At 54.1% G+C, this 20,859-nt stretch carries 15 protein-coding genes and 2 pseudogenes; 10 read left to right on the top strand and 7 right to left on the bottom strand.

Features of this window, described 5'->3' with window-relative positions:
* The first annotated feature begins 13 nt into the window (after nt 1-13).
* The 4 genes and pseudogenes from AC2FJE_RS21730 (at nt 14) to AC2FJE_RS21715 (ending at nt 3,864) form a co-directional block, all read left to right on the top strand.
* Entirely contained in the window at nt 14-1,051 is a 1,038-nt protein-coding gene (locus tag AC2FJE_RS21730; protein WP_282121159.1) for a hypothetical protein, read from the top strand.
* Nucleotides 1,052-1,354: 303 nt separating this feature from the next.
* The gene (locus AC2FJE_RS21725) at nt 1,355-2,062 is read left to right on the top strand and encodes an IS6 family transposase (RefSeq protein ID WP_282121158.1); all 708 of its coding nucleotides are present in this window, start codon (nt 1,355-1,357) and stop codon (nt 2,060-2,062) included.
* Nucleotides 2,063-2,115: 53 nt separating this feature from the next.
* Nucleotides 2,116-2,721: pseudogene (locus AC2FJE_RS21720) on the top strand (IS110 family RNA-guided transposase); the annotation flags it as partial.
* Between the two features lie 744 nt (nt 2,722-3,465).
* On the top strand, nt 3,466-3,864 hold the full coding sequence (locus AC2FJE_RS21715; protein WP_282121157.1) for a potassium channel family protein: 399 nt from the start codon (nt 3,466-3,468) through the stop codon (nt 3,862-3,864).
* Nucleotides 3,865-4,010: 146 nt separating this feature from the next.
* On the opposite strand, the gene AC2FJE_RS21710 is transcribed toward AC2FJE_RS21715, so the two are convergent.
* Entirely contained in the window at nt 4,011-4,910 is a 900-nt protein-coding gene (locus tag AC2FJE_RS21710) for an SMP-30/gluconolactonase/LRE family protein (protein WP_282121156.1), read from the bottom strand.
* Nucleotides 4,907-5,869, bottom strand: a complete 963-nt coding sequence (locus tag AC2FJE_RS21705; protein WP_299642402.1) for an AraC family transcriptional regulator — start codon at nt 5,867-5,869, stop codon at nt 4,907-4,909. Before AC2FJE_RS21705 ends, AC2FJE_RS21710 begins: the two co-directional genes overlap by 4 nt.
* A gap of 652 nt (nt 5,870-6,521) precedes the next feature.
* Between AC2FJE_RS21705 and AC2FJE_RS21700 the strand changes: the two genes are divergently transcribed.
* From AC2FJE_RS21700 to AC2FJE_RS21680, 5 genes are all read left to right on the top strand, one after another.
* Nucleotides 6,522-7,871 (top strand): metal-dependent hydrolase family protein, encoded by a 1,350-nt coding sequence (locus AC2FJE_RS21700; protein ID WP_282121154.1) that lies wholly within the window; start codon nt 6,522-6,524, stop codon nt 7,869-7,871.
* A gap of 86 nt (nt 7,872-7,957) precedes the next feature.
* Nucleotides 7,958-9,163, top strand: coding sequence for a carbohydrate porin (locus tag AC2FJE_RS21695; RefSeq protein ID WP_299642398.1), 1,206 nt, complete (start codon nt 7,958-7,960; stop codon nt 9,161-9,163).
* 44 nt (nt 9,164-9,207) lie between these two features.
* Complete coding sequence (locus AC2FJE_RS21690) at nt 9,208-10,074, top strand: hypothetical protein (protein ID WP_282121152.1); 867 nt, start codon at nt 9,208-9,210, stop codon at nt 10,072-10,074.
* Between the two features lie 67 nt (nt 10,075-10,141).
* Nucleotides 10,142-10,507 (top strand): hypothetical protein, encoded by a 366-nt coding sequence (locus AC2FJE_RS21685; protein WP_282121151.1) that lies wholly within the window; start codon nt 10,142-10,144, stop codon nt 10,505-10,507.
* A gap of 32 nt (nt 10,508-10,539) precedes the next feature.
* Nucleotides 10,540-12,231, top strand: coding sequence for an amidohydrolase family protein (locus AC2FJE_RS21680; protein ID WP_282121150.1), 1,692 nt, complete (start codon nt 10,540-10,542; stop codon nt 12,229-12,231).
* A 211-nt stretch (nt 12,232-12,442) separates the two neighbouring features.
* Here the strand turns inward: AC2FJE_RS21680 and AC2FJE_RS21675 are convergent, their stop codons facing one another.
* The 5 genes and pseudogenes from AC2FJE_RS21675 to AC2FJE_RS21655 form a co-directional block, all read right to left on the bottom strand.
* Nucleotides 12,443-13,204: a DUF3299 domain-containing protein gene (locus AC2FJE_RS21675; protein ID WP_282121149.1), complete on the bottom strand. Its 762-nt coding sequence runs from the start codon at nt 13,202-13,204 to the stop codon at nt 12,443-12,445.
* A gap of 1 nt (nt 13,205) precedes the next feature.
* Entirely contained in the window at nt 13,206-14,831 is a 1,626-nt protein-coding gene (locus tag AC2FJE_RS21670) for an amidohydrolase family protein (RefSeq protein ID WP_282121148.1), read from the bottom strand.
* Between the two features lie 44 nt (nt 14,832-14,875).
* On the bottom strand, nt 14,876-16,420 hold the full coding sequence (locus tag AC2FJE_RS21665; protein ID WP_282121147.1) for an amidohydrolase family protein: 1,545 nt from the start codon (nt 16,418-16,420) through the stop codon (nt 14,876-14,878).
* Nucleotides 16,421-16,697: 277 nt separating this feature from the next.
* Nucleotides 16,698-17,035: pseudogene (locus AC2FJE_RS21660) on the bottom strand (hypothetical protein); the annotation flags it as partial.
* Between the two features lie 66 nt (nt 17,036-17,101).
* The gene (locus AC2FJE_RS21655; protein ID WP_282121146.1) at nt 17,102-17,662 is read right to left on the bottom strand and encodes a recombinase family protein; all 561 of its coding nucleotides are present in this window, start codon (nt 17,660-17,662) and stop codon (nt 17,102-17,104) included.
* Between the two features lie 134 nt (nt 17,663-17,796).
* On the opposite strand from AC2FJE_RS21655, the gene AC2FJE_RS21650 reads away from it, so the two are divergent.
* Nucleotides 17,797-20,772 carry a Tn3 family transposase gene (locus AC2FJE_RS21650; RefSeq protein WP_282121145.1) on the top strand — a complete coding sequence of 992 codons (2,976 nt, stop codon included), beginning with the start codon at nt 17,797-17,799 and terminating at the stop codon, nt 20,770-20,772.
* Nucleotides 20,773-20,859: the final 87 nt, after the last annotated feature.

The raw sequence follows: 20,859 nt of genomic DNA, 5'->3' as shown, positions 1-20,859 counted from the left end.
CCAAGGAACAACTATGGTTTCGCGTACAGACTATCTTTTGAACGAAGTCGAACACTTCGCACCCTATTCCCAATTTGATCAATCCGCCCCGCGCGAGGATCGCGTTTCAGAGCAGATCAACATTATCAAGAAAGAACAGCGGGCGATGGGCTATGATCGTGCCGCCATCGCTTCAAACAGCTTCGACATCGAGGACCAGGCGAGCCGTCGTGTAGATGAACATACGGCGCAACAAGATCTGGTCGAAGAACTGAAAATCGAGTTAGAGCCTGCGGAGCGGTCAGGGGAGCCCGTTGATCTGAGCGATATGCAGGCTTTGGTTTCTCAGCACATGAACGATGCTCAGGAATACGACCTGTTTCACCCCTACTATTCGTCCCTTGCGGATCTGTCCGGCGACAAAGGTTTTCAGGATTCCGACGAATACCAGTCTCCCGGTGATCGCTATGTTCAGTATATGCAATCCGCTCTGGGGCAGGCCGGTTTTGAGAACTACGAACAGCAGACCAAGGATATTGTGAACTCTATCGAGAATATGGAAGCTCTTGCACGAGAGGTCGAAGATCCGCACTTACGTGCCGCCATGGACGTGCAGATCGGCGAGCTAAAGGGCGATGTTGCAGAATTGCGCCCATACGACACTGACCTGCAGGCGTACGCTGTTACTGATGACAGTTACACCACATCCATGAATGCGGCCGAGTTGGACAACCTGGACCCGTCCGACGCCGAAAAATGGCTGGCAGTGCGTGACGACATTGTTGCAACCGCCAACAGCTTCGGACTCGATGGAAACAAGTTCCTGGCTCGCTACAACGATCATGACAGCGTTTCAGTCGGCACAACGGCGACTTGGAAAGGCGCGGACATTTCCACCGCTGCTGCCCACTTCAACAGCCAAGGCGTTCCGGACAGCTACGAGCGCGCCGAGACCGTTGTCGGTGAGCTGCACCAGGTTTCATCCAGCAAGATTGCCGCCGTGGTGCAAGAGATTGCCCATACCCGCGAACAGGCTACCCACGTCCATGAGTATGATGGACACAGTCTGTAATTGCCGAGCAGAAGGTATTTATTGATGCAACAGGGCTAAATTCAGGCTCGGCGCAAAACAGGGCGGGATGGAATCTTCCGTACAGGATTTTTGGAAAACGACCCTTCGCTGCCGTTGACGTGTGCGACCGCAACGCGGACGGAGTTGCCGTTTGCTTTCGCGGATATTACTGACGCAGCATTTGCTCGCACTTGCAGCACGGCCATCTTTGCACTGCAGCCGAGGTCACTAGAGCGGCCATTGTAAACGGGACTGTTGCATTAATCGGCAACTTTGGTGACTTTCAGTGTGTTGGGGTTGCTAATGTCCCGTAAATCGCCATTCAAACACCTCCGCTTCCCGCGTAAGATTATTCTGTGCGCTGTTCGTTGGTATCTTCGGTTTCCACTGTCCTACCAAGACGTTGTCGATCTGCTGGCCGAACGGGGCGTAGACGTTGACAGGTCGACAGTCTTTCGGTGGGTTCAGAAGTTCGGCCCTGACCTGGCCAAACGAACTGAGAAACACCTGCGCCGTGCTAGCGTCGACTGGCACGTAGATAAAACCTACATCCGCGTCGGTGGCAAGTGGCGCTACCTTTGGCGCGCTGTCGACGCCAACGGCCAGATGGTTGACTTCTGGCTCACAGCCCGGCGAGATGCAAAAGCCGCCAAGGCCTTTCTGAACAGGGCCATTGAACGCGTCCGCTTGCACAGGCCCGTGACCATCGTGACTGATAAAGCCCCCGCCTATCGGCGTGTGATTCACGAAATTAATCGTCGTTATGATCCGCGCTTCGACAGCATTCGGCACATTGACCGAAAGTGGCGAAACAATCTGATTGAGAGCGATCATGCGGCACTGAAACGGTTGCTCGAATACCGCCAAAGCTTTCAATCCTTGCGATCAGCAAAGGCGACCCTGAGCGGCAGAGAAACAATACGAACCATCAAACGCGGCCACATCTATTACAAGCAACCAGGCGTCATCGCGGAGATCCAGTTCATCGCGCGGCTGTTTGAGACCGCTTGATCCGAAGGCATTCGACCGCATCAATCCGACCTCGGAAGATTAACGCAACAGTCCCTCGCAGCCTGCTCGCCGAGTTTGGTGTCATCATACCACAAGGAACCGGAGCCGCGGTCAAATACGCCTAAGGTGTTCTCGAAGGAGAGAACCCGGCCCTACCGCAGATCGCAATCGATGTTCTCAGACAACTCAGCCACCAACTGGTTGCGATGCACCTCCGGTTCCGTCGGTACGTGATGCGCATGCGGCTTCACTCAAAACTGGACAAATGGGTTATGCTTCTGCGGACGATCCCAGGCGTTGGGCCTGTCACTGCTTCAGCCATTGTTGCGACAGTCGGCGATGCTAAACAGTTCAAGAATGGTCGACAATTTGCGGCATGGTTTGGTCTGACGCCCTTGAACTTTTCGAGCGGCGGAAAGGAAAGATTAGGGCGCATTACAAAGATGGGCGACCGGTACATCCGGCGCCTTTTGGTGACCGGCATGACCGCGCGATTGCGACAAATGAAAGTGAATCCTGACCGCGTCGATCCATGGGCGATCGGTCTTCTCGAGCGCAAGCCCGCTCGACTGGCGACCGTCGCGATGGCGAACAAGACCGCACGCATTGTCTGGGCGGTGCTGACCAAGAACGAATATTATCGACCTCACGCAGCCTAAGAAAAGTAACACCCGAGACAGAAAGACCTTTGAAATGATGGCGCACAGTCAGCCCGCCAACCAAGACACCCCGTCGAATGTCCGGGACACATTGTTGTTCGATAAGCCGTTTGGGACTTGGCCGCGGAAATCATTAGGGCCAGAGGCTACGAGTGCCGCGCAAACAGGCCGGACACACGTCTGCTTCTGACCAGTGCAAAATTACGTCAAAAATGTCTTGCTATGCAGGAGCTATCCACACAGGCCATTCGGCTTGCCGTGCGGAAGTTTATTTTGCGGGACGGCGCTGGCCTGGGAAAAGCCGCCGTTCAGGTGTCCATGGATAGGGCTGCACCAGCCCAAAAACGACGTTATGTTTCGGCTGGATGCGCGCGTTGTCTGTGTTCGTCGCACAAGCGGAGATACAAAAATCGGCAGATGCATAAACAGGATGCACCATAGAAACGCTGCAAACCTGCCCGAAATGGTTGCCTCACTTTAGGCAGCACACGTATATTTGGGCGTCCGGCAAGTTGGTTGTGCACTAGGTCCACTGCCCATCTTTCAATGCTTTGCGGTGTTTCGGCTCGATCCTTCCAAAGTTTGGCTTTGACCCGGCGCTCCGCGGTCTCCTGTTCTGTCGAAAGTACCACAGGTTCGGACCGCCCCTGACATTCCCAAAATATACCGTCATTGCCTACACCTGAAATCTCGTGCATCAATTGGTTTTGTAGGACACTTGGTTTGGTGGGAGCACCCTTGTTCATGATGTCGCTTGGCCTGAATTTACTTCGCCTACTTAAGGCAATTGGACGCTCTTGGAGCATTCCCGATTTTCGAGCTGGATTTGTGCTCGCATCATTGATTCTTTTTTCAGGCACCGTGTTTTATCGTAGCGTAGAAGGCTGGAGTTGGACGGACTCACTCTATTTCAGCGCCACCACAGTATCCACGGTAGGTCTGGGCGATCTGTCGCCGCAGACTGATCTGGGGAAGATTTTTACCGTCGTTTACATCTTTGTCGGAGTGGGGGTTTTCGTTTTGTTGTTTACACAATTTGCTCGGGCTCTAACCCATGTTGAGAATGAGAGAGTTTTAAAGGATAAGGCCGCAAGCACAGAGGCTTTGAAGCCAGCACACTCGCCTGAATCAGACACTGAGTGATATTGATCTATCCCTCCTTCGCAGTGCCAGAGGCGATGAGCCTCTTTCATTTTGGCCACGCCGAATTGAGAAGTGAGCGATCTACGTATTAAGGGAAAATTTCTCGTTGGCTCATGCAGTCTGGTCCAGACCAATGACTTAACATGCTATTGGGGGATGACGGATCGTGGATAACCCGCGCCGCGAACATCGACTTCTGCTATCTCTATTCGGCCGTTTTGTTGCGCCATCGCAAGTGGATCACCGGTGCAAACAAAGAGGGTTGTGCCATTTTGGCCACCGAGCATACATGCAATTCCACCTTGAGAGATCACAACCTCATCAACCTGCTTACCCGTAGGAGAGATACATCGGACTTTGGCCTCAAGCGGGTTAGCAACCCATATGTTACCAGCTTCGTCTAGACATATTCCGTCTGGAGCGGACTTGCGTGTGAAGGTTGCTTCGAAGTCTTCAATCACGCCGAGGTTATCAAAGGCGACGTGTACATAGTGTTCCAAGAGACTGTTATCAGAGCCAAATTTCAATTGCGACAGGCGGCCTGCGAATGACTCTGCCATGGTCAGCGTTCGCCCGTCGGGCGTGATAGCAAGGCCGTTTGGAAAGGGCAGCTCGTCGCAGAGAACACTTGCGGTTCCGTCTGTTTCCACAACAATAAGTCGCCCTGACTGGTAAGGATCGACACCGACCTGAAAGCCGCTGTCTGCGATGAAAATTCGGTCGCCTGGCCCAACAATCAATTCATTGGGGTAAGCTGCAATGCCGTCAAGATCAAGGAAGGTTGAGAACGCTTCGTCATCAGGGCCGCGCTTGAGGATTTTTCGATCGAACGCAGCAGCTAACACCGCCGTACCATCGGACAGAAAATCCATTCCAGCGGGTCCACCAGAGACCGGGATATGTAGTGTTTGCGTTCCATCTAGAGAGACAGACCTAACTCCAGACTTTTCCGCAAAGGCCTCCGTTATCCAAAGCTCTCCAGCATGCCAGCGCGGGCTTTCAGGCCAAACTAAGCCCTCGCAAATAACTGTTGTCTCGTTTGTCATGTGTTCATCAACGCCTCGTTTTGGGTTTGATTAAGAACCTCAGATGGGAGTTCACCGAACTGTCTGAGAAAACACTCCGCAAAACGCCCTGATTTGGTGAAACCCGTTTCCAGAGCGACTTGCTTCACCGAGTGTGGCGGATTGTCTTTGTCGGTTAATCTTTCGCGTGCGGCGCTCAGCCTGAATGCCATAAGGCATTTGTACGGCGCCAAGCCGTGAACCTCTTGAAAACACTCAAAGAGACGGGTTTGACCGACACGCGTTATCGCGCAGATTTCTGAAAGACTGGGTACGGAACTAGAGTGCGCGAGTGTAAGCTGGCGTGCCTCGGCAACCACATCTACGGCGCGACGGCTTAGTCCTCTTGTTACTGCGTTCGCACTTTCGGCCGAACGGAATTCCATAGCCAAAACATCTATGAAGTCGCGCTCAGCAACTTCAGGCATAAAATGTAATTCTTGGCGAGCCCCTAGTGAACGCTCCACCTCCATCGCGGCGTGGATCTGCCCCGCAACGGCTTGCAACAGGACAGTGCTCGGCTGAATAATAGATGCGCCAAATTCGAAAGAGCTATCACACCCGCCATTCATGGATCGCATTGCTGATTCAATTGCTTCGCGTGTTGCTCCCAAAGTGATGGCGTCACGGTTCTCGCCCGCTGTCGAGTAGCCGTTCAAACAGTCTGCGAGAAAGGCATCGCCCTCGCTGACTTGGTATCCATCAAAAACATAGTCCCCGCTCCACGTAAGAGGGATATGCAGGGTGATCCAATTTGGATCCGGAACATTGTAGGCGGTATAAGCTTGTGGCACATGCATGCGCGTGATCACGCAATTTCGTCCTGCCATCTTGAAAGCGCGCATCGTTGGGCGGCGATTACCCAAAAACACGATACCGCCTTCGACAACCGGCAGCCCGATGTTTTGCTCGCGCATAGTTGAAATTGCGCGCAGGCCCAATGTCCTCCCGAGGTCCGAAGGGGCAAACAAACCAGATTGTGTATCAAAATCACTTATCACAGCAGATCAAAAACCAATCTTTACAGAAATCAACAACAAGCCGAAGAACCTGCGCAATATAGTTGCGCAGATGGCGAAAAAAATTGTGTTTACCAACAATGGAGCATGCCTTGATGTCTGTCACGACAAAAAATCGTGTGAAAATCTCGTGCAGGTTGATTTGATGGGGAGATGATCCTCTTACTTGACCTCCGTAATTGAGCCGCTGCCGGCTTCGAAACGGCGCAGATGATTATTCTGTGCGGTTGGTCGTTTCAGCAGCTGGTGCTCAAAATTCGGCTTAGTGACAAGACGTCATGTTGTTGCTGGATTGACATCAAAACGAGTTTCACCTGAGTTCCAGCTCCGCGTTCAATATTGGTTGCATTGCCGAAGTCCGCACTGCAACGCCTTGTCGGTGCACCTACTTGGCACAATGGGCCTTTCAGTCCCTCGGACACTGCGAATTGCACTCGCGTAACTTAGACGTGCGACACATGAAGTTTTCATATCGGATGGCGAGGTGAAAGATTTGGACCTCGAAATATGGCCCCAAATGCGTGGTTGCCGGTTATCGTTTTTAATTGATGCAAATTTTTTCAGGAGATGGTTGATGTTGAAACTCAATCGCAGAGCCTTCGTTGCCGGGGGTGCCGCAGCATCTGTGTTTCCAAATGCCGGACGCGCGCAGGTCCCTTCAACCAAAGCCACGCTTATCCGCGGTGCAAAAATCTTTGACGGAACATCAGAAGAGTTGATGACCGGGCTCGACGTTTTGGTGCGCGATGGGATGATCGCTGAGGTGGGCGAGGCATTGTCGGACGCTGATGCCACCGTGGTCGATGCCGACGGGCGAACACTAACGCCCGGAATGAGCGACGCACATGTCCACATCATGTGGAACGATACCATTGAAAATCTGATTTACGCGTCCCCGCAAGAATACACGGGGGCCATGGCCGCTCAAAGCGCAGAGCGCATGTTGATGCGCGGTTTCACAACCGTGCGCGACATGGGCGGTCCGTCCTTCGGGCTCAAACAGGCAATTGACAGTGGCGTTGTACCGGGTCCCCGAATACTTCCGTCAGGGTTCTTCATTTCTCAGACATCTGGCCATGGTGACTTCGATCCAAGGATGAATTATCTGTCGCCGCATTTCACCAACCAGATAGACCCCGCATATTTGCGGGGTTGGACGATTGTTGCCGACGGTGTGCCCGAGGTGCAGAAAGCAGCCCGGGAAATACTTAGATATGGCGCGACCCAGATAAAGATCATGGGCTCTGGCTCAATTACTGGTGCACACGACCCTCTAGACGTCACAGAATACACTCAGGAAGAGCTCTCTGCGATCGTTCAGGCTGCCAAAAATTGGGGCACCTATGCAACGATCCACGCCTATACCGATATGGCGATACAAAACGCTATCAAAGCAGGTGTACGATCAATCGAACATGGCCTCTTTGCGTCCGAAGAAACGATGCAAATGATGAAAGACGCCGACATCTTTTTTTCGACCCAGTTTTTGTCTTTCAGCGTGGGGCCTGAACAGGCGGGAATGACTGGGAGTTCCGTTCCAAAATACCTTGAGGCACAGGCAGGAGCGACCAACGGATACGAACGCTCTAAGGCGCTTGGTCTTAAAATGGCCTTTGGGACCGATATTTTGGGAACGATCGACCTTGGTCCGTTCCAGAGTCAGGAGTTTGTGGCGCGTACTGCCTATTACGAGCCAGTCGATATTCTCCGTCAGGCAACCTCTTTGAATGCGGAGCTTTTTGAACGGTCTGGGCGACGCCACCCCTACTTGGACGGACCGCTTGGGGTCATCAAGGAAGGTGCTTACGGCGACCTCCTTTTGGTCAACGGAAATCCGCTCGAAGACATTTCACTTCTGGCTGAACCAGAGAGTGGGCTGGGCTTCATCATGAAGGGCGGCAAAATTTTTAAGGATACTTTATGAATAGCCTCTGCATACAGAAATCCGCGCCGGCTTACTATGCGGTTTCATATACGAACCGCGCAAAGATTGGGCTATTTGCCTCGGTCTTGTTTTGCGGCCTGCCGGTTTCGCTCCATGCTCAGTCGGCCGGCGATGTCCTTGCTGGGCCGGACTCGACGCCATCTTTGCTTGCCTCCGACGATCAGGAAAAGGACGATGTACTGGATGTCGACCTTCAGAAAACCTGGTCGGACAGAAAAGCGACGATTAAAGAGAAGACCGGTCTAGATTTCGGCTTCGACTACAACGCCCTGGGATATACCGCTTCTGCCAGCCTTGGCGAAGACTCGGCTGGCGGTGGCGCATTCCGGCTTTTCGGTTCTTGGGAGCTGGCGGGCCGTGGTTCAGCGAACAGCGGTAGTCTCGTGTTCAAATTCGAGAACCGGCACAAGTTCGGGGATGTTCCCGTGACCGGCTTCGGTGCGGAGCTGGGCTATGCGGGACTGGTGAGTTCGGTCTTCAGTGACCAGGGATGGCGCACAACCCACCTTTACTGGGAGCAGAATTTCGCCCAGGGCCGCGGTGTTGCTTATGTCGGCTGGCTGGACGTGACGGACTACGTGGATGTTTATGCCCTTGCGAGCCCATGGAGCGGGTTCTCCAATCTCGCATTTCAGACCGGATCTGGCACTATTGGCGGGTTGCCGGACGGTTCCCTTGGTGTGGCGGCCGGCTATTTTCTGAACGAAAATGTATATGTGTCGGCGGGCATCGCGGATGCCAATGCGGATGCTTCGGATCCGCTTGCTGGATGGGACACGCTTTTCGGTGAGGGTGAGACCTTTAAGTCAGTCGAGATCGGCTGGACTACGGGCCAAAAAGCGCGCTTCGTCAACAACGCGCACCTGACGTTCTGGCAGATTGATGAACGCAAAAAGGCCGGAACGCCAAAGGGCCATGGTGTGGCGTTCAGTGTCAGCCAGATCGTGGGCGATCATTGGTTCCCATTTCTGCGCGGCGGCTGGTCCGAAGGGGGCGGTAGCCTCTATGAGGCCGCATTGAGTGCTGGATTTGGCTACACGCAGGATCCAAGCCGCAATATTCTTGGTGTTGGTGTTAACTGGAGCCGCCCTAACGAAGACACATTTGGGTCGGGGCTGGACGACCAAATCACGGTTGAGGTCTTTCAGAAGTGGCAGCTGACCGAGGGCATCGAGCTTACGCCGAGCTTCCAGATTATCCATAATCCGGCGTTCAATCCAACCGAAGACACGATCGCGCTGTTGGGTCTGCGTGCGCGCATCGCTTTTTGAAGCGGTGCAGAGTCCGGAAGTTGATTAGTTTTGGGAGCAAGAGAATGACCGGAAAAGCGAGGCAACTGACCGGTTTCTTAGCATTCCCCAAAAAGGTTACATTCGTCGCAGCAACAGTATTTTCGGGCGCCCTGTTGTTTTCGGTTCCCACGTCGGCTCAGGAAGGTGCAAATCTTGATGATATTCAACGACAACTTAGCGACTCGACAGATGCCGAGAATGGGACCAACCCCACCAAGTTGACCACACAGATGGGTCTGCAATATTCGTATAACAAAATAAATCCGAACTTGAACAACGGACTGCTGGAGTTTTTCTACCAACACCCGATCGGGGATGGCTCCAAGGCGTTGAAGTTAACTATTCCTTTTGCGGAAAACCCGAATCTGCGGCAAAACTCCAACCTGTTTGAAGATAATGCTGTCGGGGACGTCAGCCTGACGTTTCTCAATGTCTTTCATCTGACCCCAAAGGCAGGTACCGCCTACTCTGCTGAGCTGTTTTTCGACACGGCAAGCAAAGGTGCCGGTTATGGTCAAATGGTGCTCGAGACTTCACTATTTTATGCGATGTTCCTCGATAACGGCGCAATTTTTGCTCCGGCCTGGGTGCAGACCTTCGGTCTGGAGGGCGGCAATAGTGCTGGACAAAAACTCAACATAACTACGCTGGATTTCTACTACGTGCCCAAGCTGCCCAATCGGAAACTGTTCATGACCTTTGACCCCGCCATTGTCCATAACTGGGAAAGCAACGACACGTTTGGCAGCCTGCAGGTCACCTATGGAATGTTGACGGGTCAGCTTTTTGGCGGGGACAGCCAAGTTTTTATCAAGCCCGGCATAGGAATTGGCAAGGACGCTCCGTTCGACTGGTCGTTTGAAGTCGGCTTCAAAGTTTTGAACTTTTGAGGTGTGCCGCAGTTGGCGCGACACGGAACCCGTCAAGATTTTGACTAGAACAAGTACTGGAAACACTATGCTACGGCACATACTGACTGCGACGATATATTCCGCGTTTGCAACGCTATCCAGCGCACAGACCATTGATGCAATCGATCTGAATGGTCTGATTTCTGACGCTTCCCCAGAAACGGAGGCCGAGAACATCAACGCAGGGGCCGGCACCACTGCTTTTGATGATCTTGTGCGCTCGGCTGCGCTGGACCTTAGCACGATTGGCGCGACGCTGGGAAAAGGCGGTGCTCCCATTCGCAATGGTGTCAGCATCGCTCAAGTGTTCTGTGGCACGCATCAGCGCTTTGAAAGCCGCTTCAATGCTCCAAGCTTTGCAAGTTCGAACACGCCGAAACGCGGATCCTTTGACCCGCTTGCACTGGAATAACCATGAAGTTAGGCAAAAAGGAGAGTTTTTGGATGTCACTTCCCATCAAGAAAATAAGAGGCAAATTTACGGCGTGTTCCGCGTTGGCCCTATCGGCTGGATTGGTTTTCGGCCAACCGGTTTTTGCGCAGGATTATGACTTAGTAATTCTCAATGGCCGCGTGATGGACCCTGAGACGATGCTGGACGCCGTCCTTAACGTTGGTATCACGGATGGTATCATCCAGACGATCACGGCGGACGAGATCACCGGTAGCGAGACGATCTTTGCGCAAGGGCATGTCGTGTCGCCAGGATTCATCGATTTCCACTTTCACGCACTTGACGGTCTTTCGTTGAAGTTGGCTGCGCTGGACGGCGTTACGACGGGTATGGACCTTGAGATCGGTGCAATCAACGTCGCCGAATGGTACAGCGCCAAGGAAGGCGCGTGGCCATTAAACTACGGCACTGGTGTTAGCCAAGAGGGTGCCCGATTGCGGGTGCACGACCCAGAGGTCGAGATCGATGGCTGGTATGATGCGCCGCTTATACTGGGTGGGCTTCGGGCTGAGGCTTGCTCAGACGGGTTCTGCGGTTGGCAGGACGGGCGCAGCGATCTGGATCAGTTGAATCAGGTTTTGTCTCTTATCGATGAAGAGCTTCGTCAAGGCGCACTCAATATTTCTTCCACTGTGGGCTATATGGCCAATGGCCTTACAACCTACGAGATGTTCAAGACGCAAGAGATTGGTGGACACTACGGCCGTTACCTTGGGGCGCATGTTCGTTTCCACGGTAGTCCTGTGACACCTGAAGCGCCTCTGGGCTTTGATGAAATTCTGGCCAACGCCATGGCGCTTGATGCACCGGTTAGCCTGTTGCACAACAATGACTACGGGTGGTGGGAGAACGAGGAAAAGCTGCAAGCCGCGAGAGCCCAAGGGTACAATGTGTGGTCCGAGTATTATCCATACACTGCGGCTTCGACGTCAATTTCCTCTGACTTCTTCAAGCCCGAAGTCTACGCCACATTCGGCGTTCCGTACGAAGACTCGATGTATGATCCCATCGCCGACAAGTTCCTTACGCAGGCGGAATATGAGTCAACGCGAGATTCTGACCCCAGCCGCCTCGTGGTGGTCTTCAGCCCCTCTCGCGAAATATGGCTGCCCTATTGGCTGCGGATGCCGCACATGATTGTCGCCTCTGACTCGATCTACTCTGGCAAAGGTCTCGACAGTTGGGATCTTGATCCGTCTGAGTATCAGGGGCACCCAAGAACGGCTGGCACCCGCGGAACGGTGTTTCGGCTTGGGCGCGAACAGGGTGTTCCACTCATGTTTACTATTGCGCAAATGTCGTATTGGCCGGCGAAACATCTAGGCGATACAGGTCTCCAAGACATGAAGGTGCGTGGTCGAATGCAGGAAGGGATGGTGGCCGATATCACCATATTCGATCCAGAGCGCGTTCGTGACAATGCTACTTACAAAGCTGGTGAACAGGGTAATCCGACAACAGGTATTCCCTACGTCATCGTCAACGGTCAACTGGTGGTCAAGGATGGAGCATTCCGAAAAGTATGGGCCGGCCAACCCATCCGTTTTCCGGTAGAAGATCGCGGCCGATTTGAGCCTATTGTTGTTAAGGAGTGGTTGGAGAATTTCGCGATCAAACCCTTCACCGTCGACCAATCCGGCGCGGACAGCCCGGGAGTGGCTGACTCTAGCGCGTCAGAATGACGTTTAACGTCAGTTATCTTGTCTCTGTTCACGCCGTGGTAAGGAACCTACCACGGCGTGAACAGATCGCTTCTGGTAAAAAGGACCCCTACTGAAAGCCACACGCAAGTACGCTCCTCGGATTAATGTCGGGGAGCTAGTTTATGCGCACCGCTGTTTCACGCTGCCGTCTGACACCTCGCCCATATTAAAACGGCTGCTTCTCCTGATTTCAGTCTGCGCCTGGTGGAGTCCGTGCGAGTGTTTTCGACTGCAAAAGTTCCTGCCATCCATTAAGAGTAACGCTGTTGGCAGATCCAGTGGCCGCAACAACATCCTTTGCATTGAGTTGCCACATACTGTGCATTCGGGTTTCTCCATCTGAGATAAAGATGGTCTCATCGCTGGGTTGCACCCGAAGAGTCCCGGAAACCTGTACCATAACGTAGGGTGTGTTGACTGGAGACAGTTCTTTAAGCTGGACACGGACAAGTTGGTTCGGAGGAGGCGCGGGTTTATGGCTGCACATGCCAATTTCTGGAACGAGATATGCAATCGGGAACCCTGCGTCATTTGATCCCGCCGGAATAAGAAAGCCATTCATTCTGACGTACGAATTCTCAAGCTCGGGGTTCGTCGCGGTGGTGGCACGCTTACGGTTTTCTGCAACTGTCCAACGCTGCGTCAAAAGAGCATCGATATCATGTCCATTGTCCTGAAGCCGTTTTCGGGCATCTTCAAGGCTGGTCATTAGGCGTTCTTGCGCGTCTTCCGGAATGTCGCCTTGCTCAAACCTGGCCTCAAGCCTGACGACGGTCCGAAGCTCCTCAAGCATTTGGAGGCCCATGTCCTGGAACGGGTCTTCGTATATCAGAGCTGCAGGATCCCGCAGCTCTGAAAAAGTGATGGCCTGCGATTCGGCCATGGCCTGTGAACTCATGATCACAACCGCAAAGGCAGCAACGGGATTGTGCATCCAGTTTTTTCCAAACATTTCAGTTCCCACCCTTAGGCGGAATGCCGGGCGCAACATCTGGCATGCCGGTGGAAAACTTGAGATTCCAGGCTTCCTCTGAAACCAGCTCAAACCGTGGTTTGGATTCTGGCTCGAAGCGAATAGGCTGTCCCGCAAATACTTCCAGTAAGTCATCGTCCTGCACTGTGACAGTTCCATTCACGATCACCGCTTTAAAGCCAGTCGACGGGATCGTACCCTGCTCATACGTGGCATTATCGGTCACTGTTGCGGGATCAAAGACCACAATGTCGGCGATCATACCTTCTTGAACGCGTCCGCGTTCCTGCATGGCTTTGAGCCCGGTATCTCCAAGATGCTTTGCAGCATTGTAACTCAGGATGGATAGCAGTTGCATAAGCGGGATGTCATTCTCACGACCCAGACGCAGAGAGATGCTCCGAGCTCCGGCGACACGCGGATGCGTATTGCTGAGTTCGTCGAACGGGGTGTTCCACGGTCCAAAGAGGGGTTCTGCAAACATGGCATCGCTTGCCATGGTTGCACCTTTTAGCGTCAGCCATTTTATCGTGTCTTCTGCGGGCATTTTCCAAAGGAGAATTTCCTTTGTTGGCTCACTCTTAACGCCTTCTTCGTAGGTCGCTTCGGTGTAGAAATTACCAGTGATTGGATCCTGCAAAGTATCTTCGAACTTGTGACCAAGACGCTCGACCCAGTTTTCCGGTTGAATGAATACCGCGTTCAATGCCGTAGAGCCAGCGGCGTAAGGATAGATCTCGCCCCAGATGTTGTGACCCTGTTCCTGAAGTCGTTGGATAATCTCATGGGCCAAACGCCAACCGGGATTGTTGTAGTGGTTAATTGTGGCCGGTGCACCCAGAGCGAGCGCATTGGCGATGATCTCCTGCGCTCCCAGGTTCTCGTGGACTGAATCGTCTGGCGTGAAACGGGTATGAACGGCCGTGTGTCGACCGTATCGCGCGCCAACCTTTTGCACTTCAAACATTTCGCGGGTGGTGACCCCATCCCGCATATACCCAACCGTGCTGCCGATGCCGAGAGCACCATCCTGCAGCCCCTTGTCGATGATCCGCAAAATCTCGTTTCCGCTGTCGAAATCCGCCTTCCCAAGGCTCCAGCCCGAGTCTTTTCGCGTCTCTAAGGCGGCCGCTGGCCCCATCACCAAGACGTCCTCATTGTCGAACCCGTCAATGGCCATGGCACGCGCCTGTTCGTGGCTTGAAGCACAGCCATAGTTGGCTTGGGTGACATCCTTGCGCATCTCGTACCACTTGGCGATGACAGTGCCGGCACAGCCTTCCTCAATGTCCATGCTGCTGGTCAGCCCATCGCGCAAGCCAAGCGCATAGCCGAGCGGCGCCTGCCAATGGAAATGCGTATCGATGAAGCCAGGCGCCACGACATGACCAGTCGCGTCGATCTCGGATGTGCCGGAAAGCGGCTGCTTGGAGATCTTTGCAATCCGACCCTCCTTGATGCCGACATTCGCAACGCCGTCATAGAGGGTTTCGGGGTCCATCACCCGACCGTTGCTGATGACAATGTCAAACTCCTGCGACTGGGCAGAAAATGCACTCAGTGCCAGAACTGACAATGCAAGGGCGAAAGCAGGGCTTTGCTTCATAATCTTCTCCATAAAACCAATTTCTTGGATGCTTCTGGTGATGCCTAGTCCGCGAGAGGACGGCGGATCGGGCGGCCATGAGGGGCATCGAGAACTAATTCTCCGTCGCGTACGACAACGCCGCCGTTCACTATAACAGTCTGCACGCCCGTTGCCGGTTGGTTGGCATTCTCAAACGTCGCGTTGTCAGTAATGGTTGCTGGATCAAAGACAACGATATCGGCATCCATCCCGATCTGGATGCGCCCCTTGTTGCGCATTTGCGGGACGAAATCCTCCAGCGTCTGCGCGGGCATTAGGGACATCTTGCGAATTGCTTCTTCCAGCGACATCAACCCGCGTTCGCGCACGTATTCACGCAAGATCTTTGCAAAGGTGCCCGACGATCTGGGGTGGCTGAACACGTTATCAGGCAAGGGCCATGCATCCCCTTCGTAATTGGATATCCCACCGTTTTCGTCAAAGTAGGACCAGAAAACTGAATCGGATTCGATCAGTATTTCGGGATGCGTGATGGACGCGTCGAGCAGAGCGAGATCCGTCGGGTTTTCCTCATCAAGGAAATGCCATGTGATGAAGGTGCCGGGCTTGTTGGCTTGATAATCTGCCAATTCTTCCTCGGTCATGCGGTCAGCACCCAGTTGAAAATTCTCTGCCGTGGACGACATTCTTTCGCGCCAGTTTTCGCCACTGAACATAGCCGCGCCCACAACTGTGTTTGCAGCTCCATAAGGGTAGGCACCCACAGAAATATTGATACCTTTCGCCTTGGCATCGTCCACCAGTTCGAGAGTTGCGTGAATGTCGGACAGAGACGTGCTGTTGATGTGACAGATGTGCATGTGGGTGCCGGTGAGCGCTGCGTTTGCTATGAGCTCCTTCACTGCCTCAAATGAGCTCTGCGGCTCAAGATTGCTGGCATAGCGCACATGGGTGAAGGTCGCCGCACCGTATTCGCCCGCCAGTTTTGCGAGCGCGTAATACTCCTTCTGGCCATATCCTGGGGCGTATCCGGCATTGATCCCGATCCCCAAGGCGCCCTCGCGCAACCCTTCTTCGACGAGCGCAAGAATGCGGTCGGTTTGCTCAGCGCTTGCTATGTCGAGTTTCCAGTCATCTCGCCCCTGCGCGTCCTGAAAATAGCCCGGCGTGGCCAGCGGATCGGTGTTGGTAAACGTCGCAATGCGCCCAAAGGTCCAGGCTGCCGAAGCGCCAAAGTTGATCGGCAACCCCTTTTCCTCTTGAGTGGCATACCAGTCCTTGATCGGCAGCACCCCGGACTCCAATTCGAGCGCGGTAGTCACGCCCTGCATCGCTTGCATCCTATAGTCGCCAATGTTTTGACCATGAGCGTGCAGATCGATGAAGCCCGCAGAGACGACATGGCCCGAAGCGTCTATCACGGTTTCACCTGTCAACGCGAACTCGCTAATTGCTGTGATTTTGCCATTTTCGATTGCGACATTGCGGACAGCATCTAGGCCGGTTTCAGGATCTATCACCCTGCCATTCAGAATAACGACATCATTTGCAAATGAGGGACTTGCAAGTGCGATAGAGAGCCCCAGTATTCCACAACTTCTTAACATAACCAAAAATCCTAATCTCCGTTTTTTGCACATTAAGGCAAGGGAACTTCGAATTCAAAAATAGTTAGGCCCAAATCTTTCGTTGGCTTTGTCAGGTTGGTGGTGGAGGGTTGGTGATAATCTTCCATCTGATGGAACCTGTTCCCCGAGACTCCCTCATTCATAACGGGAGGTTGCGGGTTTTTCATATTCTTCGTCGTCAGTTTGGCAGCGATCCTCTTCATTTCCTTGCGGATGTCAGGGCCGCCATTGTCGCTCGATCCAATAGCGCGACAATAGCTGGCTCCGGTGGACGATCGCGCCGAACAGATCTTCGGATCGACACCAACGAGCCTGCACGCTCGACGTTGTGAGATATCATGATCCCGCACCGCCCAAAGCACCGCATTCCGTCGGTCTGTTGGTGTCGTCAGCTCTTTACCAGAAAATCCTTTAGAACGACGTTGTCCAGCATCTGATCCGCCAGTTGGCGTTTGAGCTTCGCGTTCTCATCCTCCAGCGCCTTCAGCTTGGTTGCATCCGACACTTCCACTCTCGGGACATCGCTTCGCGATACCCTGCCATGCAGTGCATGCCGCCGTATTTGGATTTGAACATATAGAGTGTGCCCTGACTGGGGTCACTGCATAAAAGTGACATTATTGTCCGGCTCGCGCGAACTTTACGGGAACATCCGCGTTTTCAGTCGGATTTCTGACCTTTGAGAGCATTGTAGAGGCTGGTTTTGCTGATTTTGAGGCGGGCAGCTGCCTCTCGGACGGTCAATCCATCACCGATATGGGCCCTGGCCTGCTCCAGCTTTTTGGGCGTGACGACAGGTTTTCGGCCTCCCTTTCTGCCGCGCGTTGCGGCGGCTTTTAGACCGGCCTGAGTGCGCTCGATGATGAGGTCACGCTCAAACTGGGCAAGTGCGCCGAATAGATGGAACACCAATGTACCGCCGGTGGTAGTTGTGTCCACGCCTTCGGTCAGGGATCTGAAGCCAACACCGCGGTCTCCGAGTTCTGTCACGGTTTCCACAAGGTGCTTCATGGACCGGCCCAGGCGGTCAAGTTTCCAGACCATGAGCGTGTCGCCTTTTCGCAGGAAGGTCAATGCTTCCTGCAGGCCCGGGCGGTCTGCTTTGGCACCGGAGATAACATCTTCAAATACGGTTTCGCAACCCGCAGCTTTGAGCGCATCGACCTGCGGTTCCAGTTTTTGGTCTGTTGACGAAACCCGCACATATCCTATCCGTGCCATGATGACAGCCTTGTCCGTTTTCCCGTCCTTAAATCAACTTGTCCGACTTCCCGTTGTCAAGCCATATTGGCGGACGGAACCGGGAGTTCCGCCAAACGAGCGTTTCACGGACATGCATTTGAGAAGGGTATTTCATGGCACGGCGACAAATATTGACGGCAAGTTTTTGGTCTCGATTGATGGCGCCGCCCTCGGAGGATCGGGAAGTTGCGATGCATTGTACGCTCATCCCGGATGAGATCGAGGCTGTTGCCAGAAAACGAACCGCTGCGGCACGTTTGGGCTATGCCGTGTCATTGGCTTATTTGCGCCATCCCGGGCGGGTTCGTGAGGTTGGAGAACAGCCCAACGACATTATGCTGGCCTTCCTTGCAGATCAGGTTGATGCCAGCGCCTCCGATCTCGCGGTCTATGATCGACGCCCGCAGACGCGACGCGAACATATCGGTCAAATCATGGCTCGCTTCGGATATCAGGCCTTCACAAGATCCCTCGTACGGGAACTTGTTCATTGGCTGACACCATCTGCGGGAGAAGACCCGCGGGCAGAGCCTTTGGCGATCTCGTTGATTGAAGAACTGAGGCGTCGGCGTATCCTGGTCCCGGCGCGCCGTACCGTTGAACTGATTGTCAGGCACGCGATCCGGCGAGCAGAAAATGTCAGGAATTCTGCTCTGACCCAGGACTTGCATCCGGACCACCACAATGCTCTGCGCACTTTGATTGTGCCCACTGAATCGGGCGAGGTATCGACGCTGAGTTGGTTGAAGGCAGCACCCAAATCAGCCTCGGCCAAGTCCATCAAGGCTGTTCTGGATCGCCTGAAGGTGGTTCGAGCGATCGGCTTGCCCACCAGTTTGCGTCAGAACATCTCGACATCGGCGCTCGACAGTCTGGCCGGGGAAGGTTTGCGGATCACGGTGCAAAACCTGCGCCGTATGGCCGTGCCACGGTTGTGGGCAGTTTTGTCGGCCGCCTGCCTGCGGCTGGAAGAACAGCTTACCGATCTTGCGCTGGATATGTTCGACAAATTGTTGGGCCGAAGCTTTCGAAAGGCGGAACAGCAAAGTTCCGACAAGGCGTCCCAGCTCCTGATGGACATCTTCCGCCCCTTGCAGTCTCTCAACGCCTTCTGCCGTGAGGCACTGACGGCCCGCCAGCAAACCGGTGATCTCAACGGGATGCTGGACACGGCCAATTGGGATGAGATCGAGAGTGCCACATCCGCAATTGAAACTGCCCTGGGAGACGGAAAGCCCGACAAATACGCGGAGCTCATCGGAAAATATCAGACCGCACGTCAGTTTGCGCCCCTGATAATAAAGACGTTCTGCTTCAAAGGTGCGGCCAGCGCTGCCAGCCTTCTGCGGGCCGTGGATCTGTTGCGCATCATGTTTGAGGCGAACAAACGCAGCCTGCCGGACAACCCGCCAACCGGGTTCATTCGGAAGGTCTGGCGCCCATTTGTCTTCTCTGCACCAGGGGAGGTCAACCGGCGTGCATACGAGCTGTGCGTCTACTTCGAATTGCGCGATCGGCTTCGGGCAGGGGATGTCTGGGTCGAAGGAAGCCGGCAGCGCCGCAACTTCAATGATCGGCTCATTCCCAAGGCCACCTTCGAGATCTTGCGTACCGAGGGATCGTTGCCGATCGCCGCCGCGGCCGACGCGGAAACCTATCTCGCAGAGCGGCAAAAGCAGATTGAGGAGGCCATAACCATTGTCGCGGCCCGAGCCGAAGCGGAAACACTGCCGGACGTCGCCATTCGCGATGGGAACTTGAGCATTACCCCGATCAAAGACGAAACGCCTGACGCCGCCACGGCCATGAGCCGTCTGGTTTATGGGCAATTGCCACAGATCAAGATCCCCGACCTGCTGACGGAGGTGAACGCCTGGACCGGATTTGCGGAGTGCTTCACTCACTATCGCTCGGGCAGACCGGCGGAAGATCAAAAATCACTGTTCGCCGCCGTTCTGGCCGACGGAGTCAATCTGAGCGTGTCCCGCATGGCAGCTGCAACCCACAATCTGTCTGCCCGGCAAATTGCGTGGGCGCATGATTGGCATTTGCGAGAAGAGACCTATTCAGCCGCCTTGGCCCGTTTGGTCGACATGCACCGCGAACTCCCGCTGGCCAAGCTATGGGGGGACGGCGTGACGTCATCCTCAGATGGACAGTTCTTCCGGGCCGGCGGTCGCGGTGAGGCTTCGGCAGACATCAATGCAAAATATGGGCGCACCCCTGGTCTCAAGTTCTACACCCACATCTCCGATCAATTCAGCCCGTTCCATTCGACGGTTATCACCGCCACCGAAAGCGAAGCGCCCTTCGTTTTGGACGGTCTGCTCCGCCACCAATCGGGTGTCGCAATCGAAGAGCACCATGTGGACACTGGTGGTGCGACGGATCACGTCTTTGCCCTTTGTTATCTCCTAGGCTTCCGCTTTGCGCCGCGCTTGCGAAACTTCAAGGATCGCAAATTGTATCTCTTGCCCGGCATGCAGCCCCCGGCCATCATGACACCCTTCATAGGCGGCGCAATCAAGGTCGGTCACATTATCGACAACTGGCCCGAAATCCTCAGGCTGGCAACCTCCATAAAGGCTGGAACCTCCACCGCATCAGCGATCCTCAAGAGCTTGTCCGCATATCCCAGGCAAAACGGACTCGCAATTGCCTTGCGCGAACTGGGGCGATTGGAGCGAACCCTCTTTGCCCTGGAATGGATGCGTAGCCTGGAATTGCGAAAGAGAACCAGCGCGAGCCTGGCCCGAGGCGAAGCCCGAAACGCCCTCGCACGCGGGGTCTTCTTCAACCAACTCGGTGAAATGCGCGATCGTAGCTATGAGCATCAGATCCACAAAGCGTCGGGCCTCAACTTCCTGGTCGCCGCCATCATCCTGTGGAACACCAAGTATCTGGAAGCCTCAATCACTGATCTCAGGAAAAACGGCGTGGCCATCCCAAATGATATTATCAAACATATCGCGCCGCTCGGATGGGCCCACGTCGGATTGACTGGCGACTACCTATGGAACATGAACCCGCCATTCAGCCCAGATCGCCTCAGGCCACTGCGAAAAAATGATCTTCGCGAAGCCGCATGAGTTCCCCGTTAGTTCGCACGAGCCGGACTATAATGTCACTTTCATGCAGTGACCCCATCTAAAGGTAACTGAGTTCGACTATTCGAA

It is taken from the genome of Ruegeria sp. CDSC002, from assembly GCF_059610905.1.
The sequence above is the reverse complement of the archived record's forward strand: the minus strand, read 5'-3'. Positions and strand labels throughout refer to the sequence as shown.

Excerpts from the sequence above, each read along its gene's own strand:
- AC2FJE_RS21680 (WP_282121150.1), top strand. The coding sequence starts at position 10,540 with ATGTCACTTCCCATCAAGAAAATAAGAGGCAAATTTACGGCGTGTTCC.
- AC2FJE_RS21730 (WP_282121159.1), top strand. The coding sequence starts at position 14 with ATGGTTTCGCGTACAGACTATCTTTTGAACGAAGTCGAACACTTCGCA.
- AC2FJE_RS21650 (WP_282121145.1), top strand. The coding sequence starts at position 17,797 with ATGGCACGGCGACAAATATTGACGGCAAGTTTTTGGTCTCGATTGATG.
- AC2FJE_RS21715 (WP_282121157.1), top strand. The coding sequence starts at position 3,466 with ATGATGTCGCTTGGCCTGAATTTACTTCGCCTACTTAAGGCAATTGGA.
- AC2FJE_RS21655 (WP_282121146.1), bottom strand. The coding sequence starts at position 17,662 with ATGGCACGGATAGGATATGTGCGGGTTTCGTCAACAGACCAAAAACTG.
- AC2FJE_RS21675 (WP_282121149.1), bottom strand. The coding sequence starts at position 13,204 with ATGTTTGGAAAAAACTGGATGCACAATCCCGTTGCTGCCTTTGCGGTT.
- AC2FJE_RS21685 (WP_282121151.1), top strand. The coding sequence starts at position 10,142 with ATGCTACGGCACATACTGACTGCGACGATATATTCCGCGTTTGCAACG.
- AC2FJE_RS21700 (WP_282121154.1), top strand. The coding sequence starts at position 6,522 with ATGTTGAAACTCAATCGCAGAGCCTTCGTTGCCGGGGGTGCCGCAGCA.
- AC2FJE_RS21665 (WP_282121147.1), bottom strand. The coding sequence starts at position 16,420 with ATGTTAAGAAGTTGTGGAATACTGGGGCTCTCTATCGCACTTGCAAGT.
- AC2FJE_RS21725 (WP_282121158.1), top strand. The coding sequence starts at position 1,355 with ATGTCCCGTAAATCGCCATTCAAACACCTCCGCTTCCCGCGTAAGATT.
- AC2FJE_RS21670 (WP_282121148.1), bottom strand. The coding sequence starts at position 14,831 with ATGAAGCAAAGCCCTGCTTTCGCCCTTGCATTGTCAGTTCTGGCACTG.
- AC2FJE_RS21690 (WP_282121152.1), top strand. The coding sequence starts at position 9,208 with ATGACCGGAAAAGCGAGGCAACTGACCGGTTTCTTAGCATTCCCCAAA.
- AC2FJE_RS21710 (WP_282121156.1), bottom strand. The coding sequence starts at position 4,910 with ATGACAAACGAGACAACAGTTATTTGCGAGGGCTTAGTTTGGCCTGAA.